We start from the raw sequence: 24,977 nt of genomic DNA, 5'->3' as shown, positions 1-24,977 counted from the left end.
TTATTTAGCGTTAAAGGCTTCGTGTGAATTAATAAAGGTGATTTTTCGGGTAGGAGCGGTATTTACGCGTAAATCGAAAATATCAAAACGGTTATAATGCCCTAATATATCGTGCATTTGCTTGGGCTGAATGCATTTTGACAGGTCGATTTCGGCGTAAGCAATCCCGTCGTCATCGATAATGGGTTCGCCAATCACTGCGCCATTCGGGCCGATAAATCCGGAAAAAGCGGAATTTTTTCGGGTCAATAAGGTTTCGGCATCCGGAACGTCTTCTTTTAAAATGTCCATAATCTCCTGAGAAATGGTCGAACAGGATACAATGGTAAACAGCTTTCCTTCGAAGGAATGGGCTGCTGCGCGAATTTTGATTGCTTCGGCCATATTATAATCGGGTGGTGCAACCGGTAGCGAAATGTAATTCGCAATATGGATGAGTTCACCTTGCGATAACAATGTAAACCGTGCTAGTGTATTGGTGTTTTCACCACAAGCCAGTGTTCCGATCGGACCTATTTTGGTTGGATATACTTTTAGTGAAGAACCATCACCGGAAGTCCAGGTGAGTTTTTCCGCCCAGGTCGGTACCAATTTTCGGTGTTTTCCAATCAGCTGACCAGTATTGTCGATGATAAGGTTGGTGTTGTAAATTTCACCATAACTGGTGCCACGTTCGTTAATGCCGATTACAACATGGATATTGTTTTCCCGTGCGGCTTGTTCGATTCGTTTGATTTCCGGATCGTCTGCTGCAACAGAATTTTTATAGAGTCTTTCGTACCATTTGCTTCCTTGTACCGGAGTCATAATCCAATTCCAGTACGGATAACCGGCGACGAATACTTCCGGAAAAGCGATTAATTCCGCGCCGTTGGCTGCGGCTTCCCGGATAATCGAAATGGCTTTGTCGACTGTTTTTTCCACATTTAGAAAAACCGGAGCTGTTTGAACGGTTGCCGCTTTAAACTTTGAAAATTCCATTTTAGTTTTGAGGTTTAGTAGGGTTATAGTGTAACCAGCAAGTATTGGTTTATTTTGTGTTTCATATCGTCGTTAAAAGCCTCGGCTTTAATCCCATCCCGGTTTGGATTAAAAGCGACATTGACCAGGGTAACTTCGCCTTCCAGACACGTTATCCCGGTTTCATCTTCAAACCGGAAACCGCATAGTATGGAAGCGCCACCGAGATGTTTGACCCATAATTTCTTAGTGAGTGTTTCGCCTAATCGGGCGGCTTTTTTAAACTGTACTTTTAAATCGACGGTTGGGATACCGTTGGTTTCATGCATTTTCGAAAAAGGACGACCTAAGGCTTCTTCAAACCAGTCTTCCACAAGGCAGTTGAGCATTTCGAGAAAACGGGGATAAAAAACAATGCCGGCATAATCGACATGTTGAAAGCGTATTTTTTCGGTTTTGATAAAGATGTGATTCATTTTTTGGATAATAGGGGATTAAAAACTTTCGGCGGTTGCCTTTTTCCAGAAAAATTGAAAAGCTTGCGGAACGGTATTCTCATTCAATAAGCAACCTTTTTCAATTTCCGGGTACATTTCATAATAGGTTTCGATTTTGGTACCGCTCACACGGGCGCTGATCACAGTACGATCGACGTCATCCGGATGTTCAAGTCCGGCGGAGGCCATTAATTCCATCGCACTTTTTACGGTTTCGTGCTGAAAACGGGCAACCCGTACACTTTTTTCTTCGGGAACCAATCCTTTTACCAGTTTTGGATCCTGAGTCGCCACACCGGTCGGACAGGTATTCGCATGACATTCCAATGCTTGAATACAACCGAGTGCAAACATCATCCCCCGTGCCGAATTACAGACATCGGCACCGATAGAAAGGCATTTTATAATATCAAAACCGGTAACAACCTTACCACTGGCGATGATTTTAATTTCATTTTTGATACCAAAACCGTTTAAACTATCGTAAACAAAGGCCAGTGCTTCGCGTAATGGCATTCCCACGTGATCGGAATATTCCTGAGGTGCGGCACCGGTACCACCTTCGCCACCGTCTACGGTTATAAAATCGAAATAGGTTTGCGTTTGTACCATGGCTTTACAAATGGCCAAAAACTCCGATTTGTTACCAATACAGATTTTCATGCCGATTGGTTTTCCACCGGAACCTTTTCGCAGGAGTTTGATAAAATCCATTAATTCCAAAGGTGTGCTAAAAGCCGAATGCCTTGGCGGAGAGATGATATCCTGTCCTTTTTGAACCAAACGGATCGCTGCGATTTCGTCGGTGACTTTTTGTTTGGGTAAAATTCCACCATGTCCGGGTTTCGCACCTTGCGAGAATTTTATTTCAATCATTTTTACATTGTCCAATGTGGCTCTTTTGGTAAACTCGTCGTACGAAAATCGTCCTTCGTTATCACGACAACTAAAATAACCGGTACCGATGTTCCATACGATATCGCCTCCGCTTTCAAGATGATAGGGCGAAAGACCACCTTCGCCGGTATTATGATAGAAACCGCCTTGTTTGGCACCGGAATTTAAAGCCAGAATCGCATTTTTACTCAGCGATCCGTAACTCATCGCACTGATGTTAAATAGGCTAGCCATATAAGGTTTTTCGCATTGGGACGATCCGATTTTAATTTTCGGATTGGAATCCACTTCCGAGAAAGGAATCGCTTTGATACTATGGTTGATCCATTTATAGCCTGTTTCGTATACATTTAATTGCGTTCCGAATGGCATCGAATCGGTTTCTTTTTTACTGCGTTGGTAAACCAAACTGCGCTGTAGTCGGTTAAAAGGTTTTCCCTCGGTATCGGTTTCGATAAAATACTGGCGCATTTCGGGTCCGATGGACTCCAAAAGATACCGCATACGTCCCAATAATGGAAAGTTACGCTTGATACTTTGTTTGGACTGGTACATATCGTGCAGTCCCATTAGCACTAACGGGATAAAAATTAAGAGTAAAAAACTGAATTTCCAATTGACGTAAATCAGTATAGCCGTAATGGATAGAACGGTTATGCTAAAAACTACAAATGCTTTTCTCATAGTATTACTGTTTTAGTTTATAACGCTGTATTTTGCCGGTTTCCGTTTTGGGCAGATGGTCCATAAAACGCACTTCCCGTGGATATTTATAGGGCGCTGCCACTTCTTTAAACCAGTTTTGAATGGCTTTACCCAAATCAGGACCCGCTTTGGTTTTGTCTTTTAAAACAATATAGGAACAGACCAACATGCCGCGTTCTTCGTCGGGCAATCCAACTACGGCACACTCGGCAATTTCCGGATGGGTGAGCAATACATTTTCTACTTCAATGGCAGCAATATTATAGCCTGATGAAATGATCATGTCGTCTCCGCGGGCTACAAACCAGAAATAACCGTCTTCGTCTTTTCGGAAAATATCTCCGGTTAGATTCCAGCCATTTTGTACATATTCTTTCTGTTTGTCGGTACGGTTTAAATAACGACAACCGGTAATCCCACGAACGGCGAGCCTTCCGGGTTCGTTGGTTGGCACTTCGTTTCCTTTTTTATCCACGATTTTGGCTTCATAACCATGAATGGGTACACCGGTAGCGCCTTTTTTCATATTGTCTTCGTTAGACGAAATAAAAATATGCAGCATTTCGGTTGCACCAATTCCGTCAATAATTTTTAGTCCGGTGGCATTATACCAGTCTTCCCATACCTTTAAAGGTAATGTTTCTCCGGCAGAAATACACTTTCGTAACGAAGAAATATCATAATCTTTAACTTTTGTGGTCAAAATACGCCAGGCGGTCGGAGCCGTAAAGCAAACCGTTATTTTGTATTTCTGAATCGCCTCAAGTAATAGTTCCGGGCTTGGTTTTTCAATTAAAAAAGTCGACGCGCCATAATAGAACGGGAATAATACCAATCCGCCCAAACCGAATGTAAATCCTAGCGGCGGACTTCCGGTAAAAACGTCATCCGGTTTGGGTTGTAGTGAATATTTTGGAAAAGCTTCACAGATCAGGATTACATCCCGATGAAAATGAGCGGTCATTTTAGGTTTCCCGGTCGTGCCGGAAGTAAATCCGATTAAAGATATGGAATCCGATCGGGTAGGATAGTTCTCAAATTGTATCGATTTTTCGGCGATTGCTTTTTCAAGCTCCTGATCACTTTGTTCAGAACCGTCAAAATAGATGACTTTTTTTAAGGCAGGTTCTGTTACCAGATCCATTTCATCCCGTAGGCGGTAATCGCAAAAAGCATGACTAATCTGCGCACTTTCAATCATTACGGACAATTCTTTTTCCCGTAATAAAGGCATTGTGGCTACTACGATACCACCGGCTTTTAATACTGCAAACCAGGAAGCTACAAACTTCGGATTATTGGCAGAACGGATTAAAACCCGATTTCCGGAAACAAAACCGGTATCGTCGATCAGGTAATTGGCAATCTGATTGGCTTTGTCGTATAAGTCCTGATAGGTCCAAACCGAATCAAACGTGCGGATTGCGATTTGATTGCCGCGACCTTCCTTAATATGGATATCCAGTAAAGGCGCAACGCAGTTCAGGTTTTCGGGGAACTCAAAATCCGGATGATCAAAAAGATATTCCGGCTGTAGTTTTAAAGCCGGAAGTTTATCATGTGCGAAATTATCGTGGTAATGATTCATTTTTGGGGTAGTTAAACAGTTGGTGTTGTATCAGGCTTTTTTATGGCTTTCCGGTTTCAGTAATTTTTTCATGCCTTCGGTTGCTTTTCGTTCGGAACCCTTTAACGGATATAAATGCGAAATGCCCATACGGTATTGTTTTGGGATATCATCCGTTTGATACTGCTCGTATGCCTGTGCATTTCGAACAAAATTCGCATCAAGTAACAAAGGTCTTCCCAAGGCAACCAGATCGGCACGGCCATTTAAAAGGATGGTATTGATTTGATCAATATCCTGAATATAACCAGTGGTAATGGTAGGAATGGAAACCGTATTGCGAATTGTATCGGAAAAAGGTGTTTGCCACATTCTCCCCATAAGCGGTTGTTGATTGGCTACCGTATTTCCGGTGGAAACGTTGATAATATCGGCACCCGCATTTTTAAACGCCTGAGCAATTAGAATACTGTCTGCTTCCGTAAGTCCGTTTTCGGCCCAGTCGGATGCCGAAATACGTACCGACATCGGTTTGTGTTCCGGAAATGCAGTACGCATCGCTGTAAAAACCAGTAAAGGGAATTTTAAACGGTTTTCGATACTACCACCAAAACTATCCTGACGTTTGTTGGTTAACGGCGATAGGAAAGAAGCTAACAGAAAGCCGTGATGCGCCTGAAGTTCGATCATGTCAAAACCGGCTTCGTCGGCGTTTTTGGTTGCCTGTACAAATTCGTTTAAAATTTGTTCCATGTCCTGAAGATCCATTTCTTTTGGAATGGCCATTTTTTCAGTATAAGCGATTGCCGAAGCGGATAATAAGTTCCACGGATTTTCAAGGGGTTCCTGTGTTCCTTCCCACGGTTTTTTAATGGCACCTTTTCGCCCGGAATGTCCCAGTTGAATGCCTATCTTAGAGTCGGAATTTTGATGAATAAAATCCGTTATTTTTTTCCAGTTAACGGCTTGTTCTTTAGTGTAAATGCCTGGGCAACCTAAAGTGATACGTCCGGTTTCTGAAATGGCTGTCATCTCGGTTAAAATCAGACCAACACCACCTGTGGCACGCGATCCGTAATGCATAAAATGCCAATCGGAAACCAAACCGTTTTCGGCAGAATATTGTCCCATCGGACTCATCACAATTCGGTTTTTTACCACCATATCCCGTAATTGAAACGGTGTAAATGCGGCCGGTGTTTCGGGTTTATTTTGATTTTTAGTATTAAATTCGGATAATACTTTTTGTGTAAAGGTACTATCGCGTAAGGCCATATTTTCAAAGGTTACTTTTTTGGATCGTGTCATCACGCCAAAAGCAAACTGCATAAAATCGTGTTGGTTGTGTCGGTCCATATGTTCAAACCAATCTAACGATACATTTGCGGCATATTGGATCATTTCGACGCGATTACGGCGTACTTTTTCGTATTGATCAAATGCTGATTTGGTGTCAGTTTGATGATTGCTAACGGCTTCCGAAAGCGCAATAGCACATTCCATGGCCAGTTTGGTACCGGAACCGATGGAGTAGTGCGCCGTCGCTTTGGCATCGCCCAATAAAACAATATTGTCTTTATGCCAGTTGGAATTGGTAATCGCCGGAAACTGTCGCCAATGCGAACGGTTGGAGATCAGTGAATGACCGTCGAGTTCTTCTTTAAATAGATTTTCCAGTTTTAGAATAGTGTCGGCTTCATCGGTTTCCGAAAAACCGGCTTTTTGCCAGGTTTCATCTGAGCATTCAAAAATCCAGGTACTACGTCCGGCTTCATATTGATAGGTATGCGCTACCAATGTTCCATATGGTGTGGTTCGGAAAAAATACGTAAAAGCATCCAATGGTCGCGTAGAACCCATCCATACAAAACGATTGTTTTTGAGTGTCTTTTGCGTACCGAATGCTTCCGGCATCTGATCGCGGAAAATACTGTTAATTCCGTCGGAGATTACGATATAGTCGCTATCGCTAAATGGAGAGAGATCGGTGATATTGGACTCGAAATGCAGGTTAACTCCTTCTTCGCGGCAACGCTGCTGTAGTAACTCCAATAATGTTTTGCGAGAACAACCGCAAAAACCATTACCGGTAATGCGTACCACTTCACCGTCGCGGGCGACATCCAGATCGTCCCAATACGCAAAGCGACTGCGTATTAATTCGTATGATTTGGGATCTTTGGTTAAGAATTCACTTAAGGTTTCATCGGAAAAAACGACGCCAAAACCAAAACTATCGTCTGCTTTATTGCGTTCATATAAGTCAATCTGGCAATGGGGTAATGCTTTTTTGGTAAGGATTGAGAAGTATAAACCACCGGGTCCGCCACCAATAACTGTAATCTTCATTTTAAGCTCTTTTAATGGAGAAAATCTCTCCTAATTTTGAATAATTTGATCCTGCCAAACGGGCAACAGGTCGGTAGACGTCCATGTTAATTCGGTAATTGTCGGACAATATGGCTTCGTCGATATGAAACATAACCACTCTGCCGATAACGATAGTTGCGCCACCGTGCTGATGGTCTTCCAGCGAATAATGGTGTACGACTTTGCATTCCATCGCCACCGGGCTCTCTATAACCCGTGGAGCTTTTACAACAAGTGATGAAGCAGGAGTGAGTTGTGCCAGTTCGAATTCGTTTTGATCGGGTGGAACGCTGGCTGAAGTCAGATTCATTTTTTCAACGAGTTCTTCCGTAACCAAATTAACCACAAATTCGCCGGTTTCCAGCACGTTATTTAAGGTGTCTTTATTGGTGTTGTTCGGACGAACAGTTGAGAACATCACATGAGGCGGATCTTCGCCAACAGCATTAAAAAATGAAAATGGTGCCAGATTGATAGCACCTTCTTTACTGATCGAGGAAATCCATCCAATAGGACGGGGAATAACTGTACCGGTTAGTAGTTTGTATACGGCCGATTGGTCCAATACAGACGGGTCAAAATGCATAGTGTTGTTTGTTTTATCGCAAATTAAACCTTTTTTTTTAGAATTGATATTTTTATAAAAATAAAAATAAGTACTCTGTATTTTTATTCTATAATCTTTGCTGATCCTGCATTTTTAAAGAAATTCTGTCACAAACTAATATCCGTTTGTGAAACTATTTGATTTGACGCCATTTGGCTATCGGAAGGTATTCGCCTTCGGAATCCATTACCAAAAGGTCTTTTGTTTGGCTGTGCATTTTAATATAGCCAATTGGAATACAGGTTCCGAGTCGTTCGAGATACAGTCGGCGTACTTCAATATAATAGTTGGGATCTTTTGCGGTTGGTTTTTGGGTGATCCAGGTTACCAAGGTATGCAAACCACCATCACCGCCAATTTGTTGACGAACTTCCTTTAAACTCCAAATCCGATCAAAAACACGAATATCTTCTTTTGGAAGGGCATTGCTGATTTTTTGATAAAAAGCTTCCCGGTTTTCTGATGATAGGTATTCGCTGGTTTCGTATAGTTTTTTAACGGAGGCATTGGTAATGCTTTGCGCGACATAATCATCATCAATAAAAATAAAAGCATTGTCGTTAGGATGCAGTCGGATCACCGTGGTATAGAATAGTTTTTCATCCAAAAAAGCCCTTTCAATAGAATCGACCGAAATTTCAGCTTTTACAGCTTCCGAAAGTTTATTTTCTTCTTGACAATGACTAAAAAAGAATGTAAACAGACCAACAAATACGAACAGGGATTTCATTGTGATTATCGATTCTGGTTTTTTATAAAAGCAATATTTATTATTTTTAATGTAAATATAGTTGTTTAAATATGTATATAATGTAATTTTTGATTTAAAAAAATGAATTATTGCTATATGTATATTTGCTAAAATACTATATTTATGCAAAATAAATATATATGGAGATTTTAGCCTGTCCGAAGTGCAAAACCAACGCTATTGTTAAAAGTGGGGTTATCAATCAGAAACAAAGATACTTATGTAAAAAATGCAACTATTATTTTACCGTTAACAAATTGGGTAAAAAGATAGACGATTACTATGTAACCAAGGCATTACAGCTCTATCTTGAAGGATTGAGTTACCGCGAAATTGAACGTATTTTAGGGGTTTCCCACGTTACCGTAAGCAATTGGGTAAAAGAATTTCGGGTGAAAAGGCTCACGCAAGGTGATTACCATCCAACATACAAGATTTTTAACCATTTGGAACTCGTTGAATACCTAAAAAATAAAGAACAATTGTCTGGTGCCGGAATGATCATAACGGAGTTAGGGGACAAATTTATGCTGATAAAATGGGAACGTTTTAAAGATTAACTATAGTATTTTACAAAAATATATATACAAAAATTTTCAATCCGTTTCCTTTTTAGAATTTGGTGAAGCAAAAAACACAAAACAACCAAATTACAGTACCTTATGAAACGAATCATTTTATTGGCCGGATTGCTCTTTTTCGCAGCGGAAGGCTATTCTCAGGGTTCGACGGATTACGGTTCGGGATTAAAAGTAAATTTCAATGAAGACGGTTCCAAATACATGCGTTTTATCGCCTGGAATCAAATCTGGTTTCGCTCTTCCGAAATGAATCCCGGAACAATGATTGCCGACGAACCGGCGACGACTAATACCGATATCGGTAACCGACGTTTGCGAATGCTGGCGTATGCCCAAATCTCCAAGCGGTATATGATTGTAACGCATTTTGGAATTAACAATCAAACCTTTACCAGTCCGGCGGGATCGACCAAAAAGCCGGGGCTGTTCTTTCACGATGCCTGGAACGAATATGCGGTAGTTTTACCGGAAGCGGGTAAAAAGTTCAGTTTATCACTTGGAGGCGGATTGCATTACTATATGGGATTGTCCCGTATGACGATGGCCTCAACTTTAAATTTCCTAACCATTGATGCTCCGATTTTTAACTGGCCTTTAATCGATAATGCCGATCAGTTTGCCCGACAGGTTGGGTTATTCGCCAAAGGAAAATACGGGAAATTCGAATACCGTATGAGCATCAACAAACCTTTTGCCACCAACACGGCTCCGGTAGATGTTACCAATGTTGATAACGCAGTAGCCGTAGACAATAGCGGAAACACCCGATGGTCGAAAGCCGGTTATTTCGAATACCAGTTTTTAGAACAGGAATCGAATTTACTACCGTATAAAGTTGGTTCTTACCTTGGAACCAAAAAAGTATTTAATCTTGGCGCCGGCTTTTATACTGCTCCGGATGCGACACGAACTTCTGTAAACAGTGTTGTTCAAAAACACGATATCAAATTACTTTCGGCGGATGCTTTTCTGGATTTACCTTTAGGAGCCAAAGAAAAGAAAATGGCACTGACCGCTTATTCCGTTTTATACGATTACGATTTTGGTCCCAACTACCTTCGCAATATCGGAATTATGAATGTTGGTGCCGCCGATCCGTCTTTTACAGGTGACCGGGCTTTGGCCGGGGCCGGAAATACGCAACCGATGATCGGAACCGGAACCATCTGGTATACACAGGCTGGATTTTTATTACCGTGTAAAGCCGAAAAACCGGTTGTGCGCATTCAGCCTTTCGGAGCGTATACGTATAAAAAATTCGAAGCACTCGAAAAATCCAGTTCGCAGTTTGACATTGGTGCCAATTTCTTCCTGGACGGGCATCATGCTAAAATCACCACGCAGTATTCGACACGACCTGTTTATAGTGCCAAAGACAATATCGACGGGATGAGAGGGGATTTCCTGGTACAACTGCAAATTTATTTATAACCAACACTGAACCACATTTATGAGCAATAAAGCAACAAAAGGAATCTGGAGCGTTATCACCGCTTCTTCTGTAGGAACACTGATCGAATGGTATGATTTTTATATTTTCGGAAGTTTGGCGGTAGTGATTTCTACCAAATTCTTCCCGGCCGATAACCCAACGGCTGCCTTTTTATCGACATTGGCAACTTTTGCTGCCGGATTTGTCGTTCGTCCGTTTGGCGCCTTGTTTTTTGGTCGTCTGGGTGATATGATCGGGCGTAAATATACGTTTATGGTAACCCTGTTATTAATGGGAGGGGCCACATTTTTGATCGGATGTATTCCGAGTTACGAAACCATCGGATTTATGGCACCGTTATTAGTGTTAGTGCTTCGGTTATTACAAGGATTGGCACTGGGTGGCGAATATGGTGGAGCGGCTACCTATGTCGCCGAACATGCACCGGTTGGTCAACGTGGGTATTGGACTTCGTGGATTCAAACGACGGCTACGGCGGGATTATTTGTGTCGTTGATGGTTATTTTGTTAACCAAAACAACCTTATCGGAAGCCGCGTTTGACGAGTGGGGATGGCGTGTACCGTTTTGGGTATCGATCCTGATGGTATTGGTGTCGTATCTGATCCGTAAAAACATGCACGAATCGCCGGTATTTGCCAAAGCGAAAGCCGAAGGAAAAACCAGTGCGAATCCGTTAAAAGAAAGTTTCGGAAACCGTTATAACCTTAAATTTGTATTATTAGCCTTATTTGGAGCCGCGATGGGGCAGGGAGTGGTCTGGTATACCGGTCAGTTTTATGCGATGAATTTCCTGAAAACCGTTATGAGTGTCGATTCTACGCAGGTGGATACCTTATTAGGAATCGCACTATTGGTTGGAACGCCGTTCTTTGTAGTCTTCGGATGGTTGAGTGATAAAGTAGGACGCAAAAGTATTATGATGACCGGAATGTTGTTGGCGATCTTTTTATACCGTCCGATTTACAAAACCATGTACGAAACCACCGATGTAAACTTAAAAACGGAAATAGTCGAAAAAACAAAAATTCTGGCGATAACCAAAGAAAATACACATCAGACAATTGATTCCGTTTATACAACCACCAAAGAATTTACAGACGGAACCCAATGGACGCAAATTAAAACCGTTCATCTGGAAGATGGTAAGCCGATTATGGTGGATGGAAAAGCCAAAACCGACGTCAAAACCACGGTGACCATTAATTCATCCGACCGATGGATGCTGATCTTCCTCGTGTTTATTCAGGTGATTTTTGTAACGATGGTTTACGGTCCGATTGCCGCTTTTCTGGTAGAAATGTTCCCGGTGAAAATCCGCTATACATCGATGTCCTTACCGTATCATGTCGGAAACGGAATTTTCGGAGGCTTGTTACCGGCGATTTCAACCTACCTGGTAACGGTAGCGAAAGACAACGGCAATCCTACATTTTACCTCGAAGGATTGTGGTATCCGATTATCATTGCAGCGATCAGCTTTGTGATCGGGATGTTTTATATTAACAACAAAAATAAAAGTAACGACTAAAAGGCATATTTATGAACAAAATAAAAAGAATACTCGGAATTGTTTGGCTATTATTAGCTATAGCCGCAGCCTATTTTTGTATCTTTATATTCGGCTTACCAAAGTTTGTGACCGGCAAACAGGACGATTTGGTTTTTGGAATCATCATTCTGTTTATCCTGACGCCCTTAATCGTATTAGGTTTGGGAACCTTTGGCTATTATGCCCTTATCGGAGAATATGATAATGAAGATTAACCTATAACTACCTGGTTATTACTGGTACTCCGGATTTCTTTGGAACTCCGGGGTCCTTTGGTTTGTAGAACACATGAAAAAACGGCACGAACAAAAATTAGTTATCTTATCTCTAGCCTTATTACTGGCCTTTAATTTGCCATTGGTGCTTCTTTTTGATCACGCCGATGCCATTTTAGGAATCCCGGTAATTTACGGCTACTTTTTTTCCATATGGCTATTTTCAATCTTGGTTTCATTTTTAGTTGTTAAGCGGTATTATGAGTAGTTATAGTTTACTGATCATATTGTTGTTTTATCTGGGAATCTTATTTTTTGTAGCCCATTGGGCCGAAAAAAAAGCCAACGGTAAATGGACCAATAATCCGTATGTCTATACTTTTTCGCTTGCCGTTTATTGCTCGGCCTGGACGTATTATGGTAGTATCGGAGTAGCGGCACAGTCGGGACTGAGTTACCTTACGGTATATTTGGGACCGGTGATCATTATTCCGGCGTGGATTGTCATTCTGCGAAAAATCATCCGTATCTCGCGGGTGAATAAAATTTCCAGTCTGGCCGATTTTATTTCCTTACGCTACGGAAACAGTCGTTTTCTGGGCGCGTTGGTTACTTTTATTAGTGTTGTCGGGATTATTCCGTATATCGCCTTACAATTAAAAGCAATTGCCGAAACCTTTACAATAGTAACCCAAACCTCGTTAAGTTCGAATGTGTTTAATGACACTACAACTTATGTGGCTATTGCACTTGCCCTTTTTGCCTCCTATTACGGAACCCGTTATGTAGATGCCTCCGAAAAAAGAAAAGGAATTGTGACTGCCGTGGCAATGGAATCGGTTTTAAAACTCTTTTTCTTTATTCTGGTAGGCGTATATGTAACCTATTTTGTATTTGACGGTTTCGAAGATATATATGCCCAAGCCAGTCTGATAGAAGGATTCCGTGAAAAGAATACCATTGGAGGACTACCGCAGGCACTCAATTGGTTCTTTTTATGTTTACTGTCTTTATTTGCGATGTTCCTGTTACCGCGTCAATTTCAAATGGCGGTGGTCGAAAACAATCGGGAAAGTCATATTAAAACGGCGATCTGGTTGTTTCCGTTATATCTGTTATTGTTTAATATTTTTGTGTATCCGATCGCATGGGGCGGAAATATACTATTTTCGGAAGGTACGGCTAATGCCGATACCTATTCACTGTTAATTCCACAATATTTTAATAATACGACAATAACCGTTTTGGTATTTCTGGGTGGTTTTTCGGCTTCGATATCGATGATTGTGGTCGCTTCGATCGGATTATCGATCATGCTGAGTAACAATCTTTTAATTCCTTACGGATTTCTGGGGACGCTGCAAAGTGAGACTCAGGATAAAAACAGCAAACGGATCGTAAACATCCGTAAAATTTGTATTTTTCTATTGATCATTGTTGCGTATCTGATCTATCGTTTTTACGTATTGGATTACAACCTGTTTTCGATTGGATTGGTTTCCTTTGTGATTATGGCGCAATTGGCTCCGGCTTTTTTTGGGGCGCTATTATGGCGTCGCGGATCCCGTTTGGGCGCTATTTCCGGAATGCTGATCGGATTTTTTGTCTGCGTTTATACCCTTCTGATTCCGTATGGAATCGGGATTACCAACAGTAGTAGTACCTTTATATCCGAAGGTCTGGCCGGAATCGAATTGTTAAAACCGTTTCAGTTATTCGGACTGGATTATCTGACACCGATTCCGCAGGCACTTTTCTGGAGTTTACTGTTTAATACGATCATTTATCTGGCGGTTTCCGTGAGTTTTAAAGGAAACTACCGCGAACGCAATTATGCCGAAATGTTTATCGACATCGATAAATACAGTACGATGCACGAAAACGCTTTTGTCTGGAAAGGAACGGCCTATACCCGCGATATCGAAAAAGTATTAAAACGTTTTTTGGGTGAGGAACGCACCAAACGGGCATTGACGATTTTTAATCTGAAATACAATGTCGATAAGAATCAGGAACAGGCCGACGCCCGATTGATCAAGTTTGCAGAAAACCTGCTTACCGGTCATATCGGAACCGCTTCGGCTCGAATATTGATTTCAAGCGTGGTAAAAGAAGAAAAAGTATCACTACAGGAAGTATTACATATTTTGGAAGAATCCCGCGAAAACATCATCATCAATAAAAAACTGACGGAGACGTCCAATGAGTTAAAACAAATAACCGCCCAATTGCAAAAAGCAAATGAACAGCTTTTGGAAAAAGACGCACAGAAAGATGAATTTTTGGATACGGTAACTCATGAATTGCGAACACCAATCACTGCGATAAAGGCTTCCAGTGAGATTTTATACGACGATGACGATATCCCGGAAGACTTACGCAAGCAGTTTTTAAAGAATATCATCTCGGAATCCGATCGTTTAAATAGGTTGATCAACAAAATTTTAGACCTCGAAAAATTCGAAACCGGAAAGCAACAGATTCATGCGACAAAAAATAGTCTGGATCACACAATAGTTACAGCCCTGGAGCCGTTACAACAACTGATTCGCAACAAAAAGATAGCCGTAAATTTTGTGGCCGAAACGGTGGCTGAAGCCTGGTACGACGAAGAACGGCTTATCCAGGTGATTACAAATCTGGTGTCGAATGCAGTAAAGTTTTGTCCGGAAACCAATGGTCAGATTTCGATAACGGTAACGGAAAACGGAACGTATTTACAAACCAGTATTCGTGATAACGGGAAAGGAATTAATCCGGAAGATCTGGATGCGATTTTTGACAAATTTTACCAGTCGACCAATCAAAATATTAAAAAACCGGTTGGTAGCGGACTCGGATTGGCGATCTGCAAACAGATAGTCGAACATCATAAAGGAAAAATATGGGCTGAAAATAAAGAAACCGGAGCGGTTTTCCATTTTACATTGCCCAAATACAATAGCACAGAAAATGAATAAGATGCGGAAAATTTTAATTGTAGACGACGAACCGAATATCGTCATGTCGTTGGAATACACCTTTAAAAAGAACAATTATGAGGTATTTATTGCCCGTGACGGACAGGAAGCGCTGGACATTCTAAAAGTGCAGCAGCCCGATATTATTATCCTCGACGTCATGATGCCGATGGTCGACGGTTTTGCGACACTCGAACAAATTAAAAAAGACGAGCGTTTACAGCATTGTAAAGTCATATTTCTGTCGGCTAAAAACAAGGAAAAAGATATTGAAAGAGGACTTTCATTAGGCGCCGATTTATATATGACCAAGCCCTTTTCGGTTAAAAAACTGGTCGAGCAAACCAACGAATTGCTAACGGACTAAAAACAACCACTTACCATGAATTATAATGCATTTTACCAACGAAGCCTTAAGGATCCTGAAGGTTTCTGGAAAGAACAGGCCGGTGTACTCGAATGGTATAAGCGGCCACAAACCATATTGTCCAAAGATAAAAACGGCTATCCACTATGGTTTGCCGATGGTGAACTGAATATTTGCTATCTGACGATTGACAAACACATTGAGGATGGTTATGGCGATCAGGTGGCTTTTATCTATGATTCACCCGTGACCCAAACGATACGAAAATATACGTTTAACGAAGTAAAATCCGAAGTGGCAAAATTAGCGGGAGGATTACTTTCTTTGGGTTTAACCAAAGGCGATACGGCGGTCATTTATATGCCCATGATTCCGCAGGTGGCTTTTGCAATGTTGGCCTGTGCTCGTATCGGTGTGACGCACTCGATGGTTTTTGGTGGATTTGCGCCGCACGAATTGGCCATCCGAATAGACGATTCCAAACCTAAAGCCATTATTACGGCCTCTTCGGGAATTGAAATCGACCGACTGATCGCTTATAAACCACTGGTTGACGAAGCGATTGAAATGGCAGCACATAAACCGGAAAAAGTGATCATCTTTAATCGGAAATTAGGAGCCAAAATACCGTTTCAGGAATATGATGTCGACTATGAAAAATTAGTTTTACAATCAGAAGAAGTACCTTGTGTTCCGGTAGCAGCGACACATCCGCTTTATATTTTATACACTTCCGGGACTACTGGAAAACCAAAAGGAATCGTAAGAGATACAGGAGGTTATGCTACAGCACTTAAATTTACGATGCAATATGTATACGACATTCCGCAAGGCGAGACATTTTGGGCGGCATCCGATATGGGATGGGCGGTAGGACACAGTTATATTTTATACGGACCGTTATTAAATCGCAACACCACCGTGATCTTCGAAGGCAAACCCATCAAAACTCCGGATGCGAGCACCTATTGGCGGATCATTGCCGAGCACAAAGTACGCATTATGTTTACCGCACCAACAGCCATTCGGGCCATTAAAAAAGAAGACCCCGACGGAAACTTTATCAAAAAATACGATTTAAGTCATTTGAAAATACAGTTCTTAGCTGGTGAGCGTTGTGATGTGGCTACACTGGAATGGTATCGCCAACACCTACCGGTTCCTGTTATTGATCATTGGTGGCAGACGGAATCCGGCTGGCCGATGATTGCCAATATGATGGGCGTGGAATACCTACCGGTAAAACCCGGATCGGCCGGGAAAGCCGTTACCGGTTACGAAATCGTTATTTTTGATGAAAACGGAAAAGAATTACCGCCAAACGAAGAAGGATATGTGGTAATAAAACTACCTTTGCCACCGGGAACCATGTTGGGTCTTTGGGAGGATGAAATCCGGTTTAAAGCCGGGTATTTAACCCGTTTCCCGGGCTATTATTTTTCGGGCGACGGTGGTTACAAAGACAACGAAGGTTATATTTATATAACCGGCCGAGTTGACGATGTGATCAATGTTGCGGGACACCGCCTTTCGACTGCCGAAATGGAAGAAATTGTAGCCTCACACAATGCAGTGGCCGAATGTGCCGTTATAGGAATTAACGATGCCTTAAAAGGTCAGATTCCCTTGGCGTTGGCTGTGATTAAATCGGGCGACGCAACCGAACATTTCCAACTGGAATATGAAGTGGTTCAGCTTGTTCGCGAAAAAATAGGCGCGGTAGCTTCGTTGCGCAATGTGATTGTTGTGCAGCGTTTGCCAAAAACCCGTTCCGGAAAAATCCTTCGCAAATTACTGCGAAGTATTGTAGACGGTGAAAAATACCAAATCCCGTCCACCATCGATGACGAAACCATCATCGGTGAAGTAACCGAAGCCTTTACAAGCTATGGCATCGGTGTATTTAAATAGAATATGAAAAAATAAACACACTATGAGTTATTATAAAATAAACAACTTAGAAGAATACTTCAAACACTATAAAAAATCGATCCGGGAGCCACGTAAATTCTGGGGAAAAATCGCCGAAGAAAATTTTACATGGTACCAAACCTGGGATAAAGTAATGGAGTTTGATATGGCCGAAGCCGATATTAAATGGTTTACCAATGCAAAAGTGAACATCACTAAAAACTGTATTGACCGTCATTTGGCCAAAAGAGGGAATAAAAATGCGATTATTTTTGAGCCGAACGATCCGAAAGAACCGGCGCAATATATTACCTATAACGAATTGTACGATCGCGTAGCCAAAATGGCCAATGTATTGCGCGAACAAGGCATTAAAAAAGGTGACCGGGTGTGTATTTATCTACCGATGATTCCGGAACTGGCAGTGGCTGTATTGGCCTGTGCACGGATTGGAGCGATTCATTCGGTTGTTTTCGCCGGATTTTCAGCTTCGGCAATTGCATCACGGGTTATCGACTGTGGTTGTAAAATGGTCATCACTTCCGATGGGGCTTATAGAGGTAACAAAACCATCGACCTGAAATCGATTGTAGATGAAGCGTTGGAAAAATGTCCAACCGTTACCAGTGTATTGGTTGCCAAAAGAACCAACACGGAAATAAAAATGAAAGAAGGTCGCGATTTATGGTTGCAACCTTTACTGGATGAGGCGATTCCGAATAATGTAGCCGAAATTATGGATGCGGAAGATCCGTTGTTTATCCTGTATACCTCCGGATCGACCGGAAAACCGAAAGGAATGTTGCATACTACGGCGGGTTATATGGTGTATACGGCTTATACGTTTAAAAACATATTCAATTACGAAGAAAACGATATTTACTGGTGTACGGCCGATATTGGCTGGATTACCGGACATTCCTATATTTTATACGGTCCACTTCTAAACGGCGCGACGACAGTCATTTTTGAAGGTGTACCATCGTACCCGGATTTCGGACGTTTTTGGGAAGTAATCGATAAACATAAAGTGAGTCAGTTTTATACGGCACCGACAGCCATCCGTTCGTTGGCTAAAGAAAGTACCGTATGGGTAGATAAACACGATTTATCTTCTTTAAAAGTAATCGGATCCGTAGGAGAGCCGATCAATGAAGAAGCGTGGCACTGGTATAATGATCATGTTGGAAAGAAAAAATGTCCGATTGTCGATACCTGGTGGCAAACCGAAACCGGTGGTATTATGATTTCTCCGGTTCCATTTGTCACACCAACGAAGCCTACTTATGCGACCTTACCATTACCGGGAATTCAGCCGGTATTAATGGACGAAAAACGCAATGAAATAGAAGGAAATCAGGTTGTAGGCAGCTTGTGTGTTAAATTCCCATGGCCGTCGATTGCCCGAACAATTTGGGGTGATCATCAGCGTTATAAAGAAACGTATTTTTCGGCTTTCCCGGGTAAATATTTTACCGGAGATGGTGCTTTGCGAGATGAAGTAGGGTATTATCGAATTACCGGTCGGGTAGACGATGTGGTGATTGTTTCCGGTCATAACTTAGGAACGGCGCCCATTGAAGATGCGATTAATGAACACCCGGCAGTGGCTGAATCGGCTATTGTAGGTTTCCCGCACGATATCAAAGGAAATGCTTTGTATGGTTTTATTATCTTAAAAGAAATTGGAGAGTACCGTGATCGTGATAACCTGCGAAAAGAGATCAACGAACACGTAGCGAGTCATATCGGACCCATTGCCAAACTGGATAAAATCCAATTTGTATCGGGATTACCAAAAACCCGTTCCGGAAAAATCATGCGCCGTATTTTGCGTAAGATAGCCGAAGGCGATTTCTCAAACTTTGGTGATATCACTACGCTATTGAATCCGGAAATTGTAGAAGAAATTAAAAACGAAAGATTGTAATTTCTTTTTTATTTGATATTTGAAAAAGCACCTTTAAGGTGCTTTTTTTGTTTTATAAATCGATCATAATCAGGTGTTTTTTTGTTTTTTAGTCTTGTTGTTAGCTTAAATAGTTGTTCATTTAAATTTAATGCTGTAGGTAAAACATAATTGACTATTAAAAATGAACAGGAGAAAATTTATAGAGCAGACTTTTTTAGGAGTAGTAAGTGTTGGAATAGGAAGTGGATTACTATCCTGTACAGACGATTCTATTTAGGAACACCATCAAAATGATCCGATTAATATTTTATTAGCGAAACATCTAACCGGAAAGAATAAAATTTATATTGTTGATAATAAGGCTAAAGGTTGTTCTATAAGCATATTTTTAAATGTATATCATTTACGAATATTATGAATAATGCAATTAATGTAGAGAGAAATTTTATATAACGGATCATGAGTAGGTTTATCAAAATAAGTGCAGATAACTGTGTAGAACGTGGGCTTTGCAAACCGGCTTGTGATGTGAATGCGATAAAAGTAGGTCGTAAATATATTTCGGCAGGTTGGGATCAGGATTATCTTTATATTGGTGTTAATATAGCTATTAATCACATCATTTGTCATAGTTGTTGGGAGTGTATTGATATATGTCCGACCGGAGCAATTTCAATAAACGGATCGACTAATCCTGGATATGGTAATGAAAATTCAGGAGGATTACCACCATTCGTAATTCAAAGTCAGCAATTTTTTACGCACTATAATAACAGTTTGTTAAAACAAAAAATGGATGCTCTAGGCTTAGTAAATGGTATTAAAGGATTAAATGCCGTAGCAGTTGAAAAATTGGTTAGTTCTTTAGGTGGAGAGCTGACGACTGAAGCAAAATATATTTTAAAAGGACCTTTGGGAAAAGTTGCCGCTGTCGGTACCGTTTTGCAGGGAGTTAGTACTATAGTTGCTTTTTCAGATGGCGAAATTACTAATGAAGACTGGACAAATTTAGGATTAACTCTTTTAGGTGCGGCTGGATTTATTCCTGGTCCTATAGGGCTTATAGCAACAGGGATTTCTGTTGGAATAGCAATATACGATTCTCAAAACAATAATTAATTACCATGTTAAAGTCTAAATATAGTTACAGGATTATTATACCGATTAGTTGGTATTTAGTAGTATTACTTTTCACGATAAAATATGATTATGAAATGATTATTAATGGACGATTTTTATCGCCAACAATAATAAAAAGTCAATCATTAGATTATTTAATAAGCATCAGCCTATTGGTATCTTGTTTTTTAGTGCCTTATTTTATTATGAATCTTTTTACAAGACTAGAAATAACGGATGAATATGTTCAAATTGAAATTTTCTTTTTTAGAAAGATCATCATCCAAAAAGAAGATGTGATCTGTTCAGAAAAAAAGGAAAATTTTTCTCAGTATTCAATGCCAAATAAATATTTTGTATTGAAGGATCAGAATAATCCAAAAATCAGGATAAAAATATCGGAATACTATATTCAGAATTATCAGGAAATTTGGGATTATTGTCAAAAACAAGAACAAATGGCGCAAGACTAAATAAAAGCAGTCCAAATTAATGCTCTTTATGATCGACTTTTTGTTAATTGGGTTTTTATCGATTTCTTTTATTATTTGAATTTTAATCAGATAATTGTGATTAGAAATGGATATGCTTAAAATCAAATACAGTACCCGTATTTTTATAATGTTTATCGCTTATATAGTGCTATTTGTTTTTACTTTAAAATTTGTTATTGATGTTAATTTATATGGATGCTTTATCTACACGATAACAATAGGAAGCAGATTGTTTGATATTTTTAGTAGTCTCATAATGCTTATTCCATTGACCGTTATATCGACAGAGCTTTATTATGACTTTATACAATTAAAAGTAGTGGGAGATGACCTAAAAGTAAAAAGACTTTTTACGAAGATCTATACCATTTGTAAAAGTAATATCGTTATAGAAGGAGGAGAGCAAATTAGTAATTCGGAATACCATTCCGGCAGATTTTTTATTATAAAAGACAGTAGTAATCCGAACATCAAAATAAAAATATCGGAATATTATATCCGAAATTATGAGGAAATCAGAGAGTATTGCCAATTATGTATTCATTCCGGTACATTATAATTTTAATTTCCGTTTTAGCTTTAAAAACAATAAAGCAATAATATACGCGTCACCGGAAGCCGTATGACGATCGCTTTTTTTAATTTTAAAAATATCGCATAGTTCATCCAGATTGTGGTGTTTATCTTCCGGAAGGTTTTTAAATTTTTGGTACATTACATCCACATCCAGTATGGTGTTTTTAAGTTTACCAAGATTCAAACGCTTCAGTGCCTGATTGATCATTTCGACATCAAAATTGATGTTATGTCCTACCAGAGTGGCATCTTTTATAAAATCAAGGAAACGGATGATGGCTTCTGCTTCGATAATCTTTTCTTCTTTACCTTCTTTTAAAATTCCGGTCAGGATAGCATTTTCGGGATTAAAGACATCCTGTTTCAAAAAAGCTTCAAAAAAATCGCCTACTTTTATTTCATCATTGATCACCGAAATGGCACCAATAGAAAGAATAACATCGTCTTTCCAGTCCAAACCGGTCGTTTCGGTATCAAAAACAATATAGCGTTTCGGTCCGTTTTGTTCTTCTTTGTCAAAATGGGCCAGATATTGTTTCCAAAATTGCGGGATGTCTTTTCCTGTAAGCCAGTCTAATACCATAATATTATGTGAAATAGGTCAATTGAAAGCGGTTTTTAATCAAATCCTGTATGTCGTTTATCGGTTGAAAGCAGTTTTTAAGTTTTACCTTATCCACTTTCGAAAGTTCCTGCATGTTGATATAACCGCCGTTGGAATTATTTTGCAAGCCTTCGTCGGTTCGGAACCAGGTTAACGTATTAAAGGCCTCAGCACATTCCAGATACAAATCGGAATTTTGTTCTTCGATATCCGCCAGTTTTTTAAAACGTTGATACGTATTGGTAATTCCTTTGATGCCACGACTAATGGTTAACACACGTGCGGCGTCGACCAGTGGCATGATGGCTCTGTTTTTAATATCAAAAGCATCTTTGTGTTCTTCGTCCTGTTCCAGTAAAAATTGACGGAAGAACCCCAATGGAGCGGGTTTTTTTATGGCATTGGTTCCTAAAAAAGCATAGAATAACTGGTTGTTATCGGTGCTGTTAAAAATGCTTTCGGTTAAAGAATTTTCAAAAGAAACATCACCATAAATCAGATCGTAATCAAAGAAAATAGTGCTGAGATTAATTCCTTTTTCACCTGGAGTATTAATCCAGGTATTGTATTGTTTAATCCAGTCTGTTAGTGATTTACACCAAAGTTCATTGTTAGCCATAAGTCCTTGTGGACATGGTTCGTAACCGATTTTTTCTAAAGTTTCGATAACCTTATTGGCCAATTGTAAAAAGTATTGTTTTACATCGTCATAGCGTTCGGCTTCCACATCTTCGAAAATCAGAATATTATCGACATCGGTCAGTAATAACTGTTCTTTTCGTCCCTGACTTCCGAGGTTAAACCAGGCAAAACGGGTAGGAGGTGGTGTCTCCATTTTTTCAATAGCCAGATCGATTGCTCGTTTTGTCAGGGCAATATTGATTTCGGCCGCGACACTGGTAATATGTGTAATCGGAATATTTTTATCGATTGAATTCTGAATCAGATCGGTTAATTTATCGCGAACGGCTTTTAATTCTTTCGAACGCGTGGCCCGACGGGTTAATTTTAATAAAATTCCCGGATTGTTGGCTTGTGCCGCCACAATATCGTGTTCGGTAATAATACCAGTGGCCGGACTTTTTTCCGTTCCGTCGCGGGTCACACATAAATGACCTACGTTGTGTTTTAGCATCATCATTTGCGCTTCGGCAATCGAAATGTTTTCCGGTACGGTAATGACCGGAGACGACATGATTTTATCGGCTGTTGTATCGATCGAAAACAATCCGGTGGCAATTTTAGAACGTAAATCCTTATCGGTTATAATTCCGATTGGCAACTGATTATCGTGAATAATTACACTGCCAATCCGACTGTTCGACATCGTTTGCGCAATATGTTTGATAATATCGCTGGAACTGGCTGTAATCGGGTTTTTGGTATATTTAATAGGCTGGAAATACTGGATATCCGTAGCACTTTGTTCGTCGAAAATAATATTTTCCGAGATTAACTTTCCGCGGTGGTCCTTATCATATGGATTACGCGTATTGGAAGCAAAACTCTCCAACAGGAAATTCTGCACATTTGTATTATTGGCCACATACGGCTGAAAAACTGCTATTGGAATCGCATAAACGATACTTTCCTCGCGGGCTTTTGCCGTCATCAGGTAATTGTTTTTAGCAAAAAACGGACGCAATCCCAGAATATCGCCCTCGTCGCATTTGTCGATCAGGAACTCTTCCGCATCGGAAATAACCGATAGTCCGATCGCACCGTTGGCAACCACATAAAAATCACTATGGGTTGCATCGCCCACTTTAAAAAGGATCTGGTGTTTTTCCAGATATTTAACACTGATATGTTCGGAAATAGCGACTAATTCCTGGTACGTTAAACTGGTAAAAGGGGGATAATGTTTTAAAAAATCCGCTATTCTTTCTGCAATGGGGTTTTTCATGATCGGGAATTAATTCTTAAAAATACTAAATTTTATAGAACTTCAAAATATAAAATAGCGTTAAAGTGTATACAATTGCGAAGCCGTGATTACGATAATGGCTAGAAAAGCCAGGAAAACCCCGATAGCATTCAGTCGGCTGATTTTTTCTTTAAATAATAGCGTTCCGGCTAACGTTCCTAACAGGATTACACCAAAATTCATAGAAGCAAAAACCGTCGAAGGATTGTCGTGTAAGGCTTTATGTGCTTTTAGATAAAACAATATATTTCCAAAATTAAGGATTCCTAAAGCCAAACCAAACAACAGACTTTTCCCGTTTGTTTTTTCTTTTTTTACCAAAAGGGTATACAATGTAATTACTGTTGAAACCACCAATGCGCCACAGAAAACCACAAATAGCGACGTTGTATACGGAATTTCAGTATAAGCGGCGATTAGCTTAAAACAAACGTCAATAATTCCGAATCCCAATAACACGATTATCGGATACCACCCATTATTTTTTTCGCCGGAAGTCGTTTCATTTCGGTATAAAACCAGAAAAATGGCTGTAAAACCAATAGCCAGACCAATCCATTTTACCGGACTAATCGATTCGTTAAAAACGAAAAAAGCCGCCAGAATTGAAATGATCAGTGAAAAACGCTGTGCGATATCCGTTTTTACAATTCCGATATGACGCACCGACGCTGCCAAAACCAGAAAAACCGTAGGTAACAATAGCGCTAATACACTGTATAGCGGCCATGGTGCACTGGAAGTAACCATATGGATATCGGGTTGATACGCCAGATAACATAAAATAATGGCTACGACATAATTATAATTGATCATTTGCTGAAACGAAACCGCATAGCGCCTGGCTATTTTAAAAAGGATTCCGACGGATACGCTGCAAAGTATACTAAAAATTAAAAAGTGCATTTTAAAAGATGTGTTTTGAAAAGAGATGTAAAGGTAAAGCGCAATAT

Annotated in this window: 21 protein-coding genes; 11 read left to right on the top strand and 10 right to left on the bottom strand. The window is 40.2% G+C overall.

Going from position 1 to position 24,977, the window contains the following annotated elements; genetic code table 11:
* From ABFU83_RS06500 to ABFU83_RS06470, 7 genes are all read right to left on the bottom strand, one after another.
* On the bottom strand, window positions 1-981 hold the full coding sequence (locus tag ABFU83_RS06500; RefSeq protein WP_347069726.1) for a carbon-nitrogen hydrolase family protein: 981 nt from the start codon (window positions 979-981) through the stop codon (window positions 1-3).
* Window positions 982-1,004: 23 nt separating this feature from the next.
* The gene (locus ABFU83_RS06495; protein ID WP_347069725.1) at window positions 1,005-1,436 is read right to left on the bottom strand and encodes an acyl-CoA thioesterase; all 432 of its coding nucleotides are present in this window, start codon (window positions 1,434-1,436) and stop codon (window positions 1,005-1,007) included.
* 18 nt (window positions 1,437-1,454) lie between these two features.
* Window positions 1,455-3,038 carry a glutamate synthase-related protein gene (locus ABFU83_RS06490; protein ID WP_347069724.1) on the bottom strand — a complete coding sequence of 528 codons (1,584 nt, stop codon included), beginning with the start codon at window positions 3,036-3,038 and terminating at the stop codon, window positions 1,455-1,457.
* Window positions 3,039-3,042: 4 nt separating this feature from the next.
* Entirely contained in the window at window positions 3,043-4,647 is a 1,605-nt protein-coding gene (locus tag ABFU83_RS06485; protein ID WP_347069722.1) for an AMP-binding protein, read from the bottom strand.
* Between the two features lie 30 nt (window positions 4,648-4,677).
* Window positions 4,678-6,975, bottom strand: coding sequence for an FAD-dependent monooxygenase (locus ABFU83_RS06480; protein WP_347069721.1), 2,298 nt, complete (start codon window positions 6,973-6,975; stop codon window positions 4,678-4,680).
* A gap of 1 nt (window position 6,976) precedes the next feature.
* Window positions 6,977-7,582: a flavin reductase family protein gene (locus tag ABFU83_RS06475; protein ID WP_347069720.1), complete on the bottom strand. Its 606-nt coding sequence runs from the start codon at window positions 7,580-7,582 to the stop codon at window positions 6,977-6,979.
* A gap of 154 nt (window positions 7,583-7,736) precedes the next feature.
* Window positions 7,737-8,333: a hypothetical protein gene (locus ABFU83_RS06470; RefSeq protein WP_347069719.1), complete on the bottom strand. Its 597-nt coding sequence runs from the start codon at window positions 8,331-8,333 to the stop codon at window positions 7,737-7,739.
* Between the two features lie 161 nt (window positions 8,334-8,494).
* On the opposite strand from ABFU83_RS06470, the gene ABFU83_RS06465 reads away from it, so the two are divergent.
* From ABFU83_RS06465 to ABFU83_RS06415, 11 genes are all read left to right on the top strand, one after another.
* Window positions 8,495-8,914, top strand: a complete 420-nt coding sequence (locus ABFU83_RS06465) for a helix-turn-helix domain-containing protein (protein WP_347069716.1) — start codon at window positions 8,495-8,497, stop codon at window positions 8,912-8,914.
* A 102-nt stretch (window positions 8,915-9,016) separates the two neighbouring features.
* The gene (locus tag ABFU83_RS06460; RefSeq protein WP_347069714.1) at window positions 9,017-10,366 is read left to right on the top strand and encodes a porin; all 1,350 of its coding nucleotides are present in this window, start codon (window positions 9,017-9,019) and stop codon (window positions 10,364-10,366) included.
* Between the two features lie 19 nt (window positions 10,367-10,385).
* The gene (locus ABFU83_RS06455) at window positions 10,386-11,918 is read left to right on the top strand and encodes an MFS transporter (RefSeq protein ID WP_347069712.1); all 1,533 of its coding nucleotides are present in this window, start codon (window positions 10,386-10,388) and stop codon (window positions 11,916-11,918) included.
* A gap of 11 nt (window positions 11,919-11,929) precedes the next feature.
* Window positions 11,930-12,154 carry a DUF6814 family protein gene (locus ABFU83_RS06450; protein WP_347069710.1) on the top strand — a complete coding sequence of 75 codons (225 nt, stop codon included), beginning with the start codon at window positions 11,930-11,932 and terminating at the stop codon, window positions 12,152-12,154.
* A 260-nt stretch (window positions 12,155-12,414) separates the two neighbouring features.
* The gene (locus ABFU83_RS06445) at window positions 12,415-15,114 is read left to right on the top strand and encodes an ATP-binding protein (protein WP_347069708.1); all 2,700 of its coding nucleotides are present in this window, start codon (window positions 12,415-12,417) and stop codon (window positions 15,112-15,114) included.
* 1 nt (window position 15,115) lies between these two features.
* Window positions 15,116-15,481, top strand: coding sequence for a response regulator (locus ABFU83_RS06440; RefSeq protein WP_347069706.1), 366 nt, complete (start codon window positions 15,116-15,118; stop codon window positions 15,479-15,481).
* Window positions 15,482-15,496: 15 nt separating this feature from the next.
* Window positions 15,497-17,392 carry an acetate--CoA ligase gene (locus ABFU83_RS06435; protein ID WP_347069704.1) on the top strand — a complete coding sequence of 632 codons (1,896 nt, stop codon included), beginning with the start codon at window positions 15,497-15,499 and terminating at the stop codon, window positions 17,390-17,392.
* Between the two features lie 22 nt (window positions 17,393-17,414).
* Window positions 17,415-19,322 carry an acetate--CoA ligase gene (gene acs, locus ABFU83_RS06430; RefSeq protein ID WP_347069702.1) on the top strand — a complete coding sequence of 636 codons (1,908 nt, stop codon included), beginning with the start codon at window positions 17,415-17,417 and terminating at the stop codon, window positions 19,320-19,322.
* A gap of 441 nt (window positions 19,323-19,763) precedes the next feature.
* Complete coding sequence (locus tag ABFU83_RS06425) at window positions 19,764-20,423, top strand: hypothetical protein (RefSeq protein WP_347069700.1); 660 nt, start codon at window positions 19,764-19,766, stop codon at window positions 20,421-20,423.
* A gap of 95 nt (window positions 20,424-20,518) precedes the next feature.
* Window positions 20,519-20,896 carry a hypothetical protein gene (locus ABFU83_RS06420; protein WP_347069698.1) on the top strand — a complete coding sequence of 126 codons (378 nt, stop codon included), beginning with the start codon at window positions 20,519-20,521 and terminating at the stop codon, window positions 20,894-20,896.
* A 277-nt stretch (window positions 20,897-21,173) separates the two neighbouring features.
* A complete protein-coding gene (locus tag ABFU83_RS06415; RefSeq protein WP_347069696.1) occupies window positions 21,174-21,476 on the top strand; it encodes a hypothetical protein in 303 nt (100 codons plus the stop codon).
* Here the strand turns inward: ABFU83_RS06415 and ABFU83_RS06410 are convergent.
* From ABFU83_RS06410 to ABFU83_RS06400, 3 genes are read right to left on the bottom strand one after another with little or no spacing between them, the layout of a single operon-like run.
* Complete coding sequence (locus ABFU83_RS06410; protein ID WP_347069694.1) at window positions 21,471-22,076, bottom strand: 3'-5' exonuclease; 606 nt, start codon at window positions 22,074-22,076, stop codon at window positions 21,471-21,473. The two genes, ABFU83_RS06415 and ABFU83_RS06410, sit on opposite strands and share 6 nt — an antisense overlap.
* 4 nt (window positions 22,077-22,080) lie before the next feature.
* Entirely contained in the window at window positions 22,081-24,003 is a 1,923-nt protein-coding gene (locus tag ABFU83_RS06405) for a DUF294 nucleotidyltransferase-like domain-containing protein (protein ID WP_347069692.1), read from the bottom strand.
* A gap of 60 nt (window positions 24,004-24,063) precedes the next feature.
* On the bottom strand, window positions 24,064-24,930 hold the full coding sequence (locus tag ABFU83_RS06400; RefSeq protein ID WP_347069690.1) for an EamA family transporter: 867 nt from the start codon (window positions 24,928-24,930) through the stop codon (window positions 24,064-24,066).
* Window positions 24,931-24,977: the final 47 nt, after the last annotated feature.

The sequence above is a fragment of the Flavobacterium sp. WV_118_3 genome (assembly GCF_039778605.1).
In the GTDB taxonomy this organism is placed as follows: Bacteria; Bacteroidota; Bacteroidia; order Flavobacteriales; family Flavobacteriaceae; genus Flavobacterium.
This window is presented reverse-complemented; position numbering and strand designations above follow the sequence as displayed.

Coding starts and splice junctions, on each gene's coding strand:
- ABFU83_RS06500 (WP_347069726.1), bottom strand. CDS start 981: ATGGAATTTTCAAAGTTTAAAGCGGCAACCGTTCAAACAGCTCCGGTT.
- ABFU83_RS06495 (WP_347069725.1), bottom strand. CDS start 1,436: ATGAATCACATCTTTATCAAAACCGAAAAAATACGCTTTCAACATGTC.
- ABFU83_RS06490 (WP_347069724.1), bottom strand. CDS start 3,038: ATGAGAAAAGCATTTGTAGTTTTTAGCATAACCGTTCTATCCATTACG.
- ABFU83_RS06485 (WP_347069722.1), bottom strand. CDS start 4,647: ATGAATCATTACCACGATAATTTCGCACATGATAAACTTCCGGCTTTA.
- ABFU83_RS06480 (WP_347069721.1), bottom strand. CDS start 6,975: ATGAAGATTACAGTTATTGGTGGCGGACCCGGTGGTTTATACTTCTCA.
- ABFU83_RS06475 (WP_347069720.1), bottom strand. CDS start 7,582: ATGCATTTTGACCCGTCTGTATTGGACCAATCGGCCGTATACAAACTA.
- ABFU83_RS06470 (WP_347069719.1), bottom strand. CDS start 8,333: ATGAAATCCCTGTTCGTATTTGTTGGTCTGTTTACATTCTTTTTTAGT.
- ABFU83_RS06465 (WP_347069716.1), top strand. CDS start 8,495: ATGGAGATTTTAGCCTGTCCGAAGTGCAAAACCAACGCTATTGTTAAA.
- ABFU83_RS06460 (WP_347069714.1), top strand. CDS start 9,017: ATGAAACGAATCATTTTATTGGCCGGATTGCTCTTTTTCGCAGCGGAA.
- ABFU83_RS06455 (WP_347069712.1), top strand. CDS start 10,386: ATGAGCAATAAAGCAACAAAAGGAATCTGGAGCGTTATCACCGCTTCT.
- ABFU83_RS06450 (WP_347069710.1), top strand. CDS start 11,930: ATGAACAAAATAAAAAGAATACTCGGAATTGTTTGGCTATTATTAGCT.
- ABFU83_RS06445 (WP_347069708.1), top strand. CDS start 12,415: ATGAGTAGTTATAGTTTACTGATCATATTGTTGTTTTATCTGGGAATC.
- ABFU83_RS06440 (WP_347069706.1), top strand. CDS start 15,116: ATGCGGAAAATTTTAATTGTAGACGACGAACCGAATATCGTCATGTCG.
- ABFU83_RS06435 (WP_347069704.1), top strand. CDS start 15,497: ATGAATTATAATGCATTTTACCAACGAAGCCTTAAGGATCCTGAAGGT.
- acs (WP_347069702.1), top strand. CDS start 17,415: ATGAGTTATTATAAAATAAACAACTTAGAAGAATACTTCAAACACTAT.
- ABFU83_RS06425 (WP_347069700.1), top strand. CDS start 19,764: ATGAGTAGGTTTATCAAAATAAGTGCAGATAACTGTGTAGAACGTGGG.
- ABFU83_RS06420 (WP_347069698.1), top strand. CDS start 20,519: ATGATTATTAATGGACGATTTTTATCGCCAACAATAATAAAAAGTCAA.
- ABFU83_RS06415 (WP_347069696.1), top strand. CDS start 21,174: ATGCTTATTCCATTGACCGTTATATCGACAGAGCTTTATTATGACTTT.
- ABFU83_RS06410 (WP_347069694.1), bottom strand. CDS start 22,076: ATGGTATTAGACTGGCTTACAGGAAAAGACATCCCGCAATTTTGGAAA.
- ABFU83_RS06405 (WP_347069692.1), bottom strand. CDS start 24,003: ATGAAAAACCCCATTGCAGAAAGAATAGCGGATTTTTTAAAACATTAT.
- ABFU83_RS06400 (WP_347069690.1), bottom strand. CDS start 24,930: ATGCACTTTTTAATTTTTAGTATACTTTGCAGCGTATCCGTCGGAATC.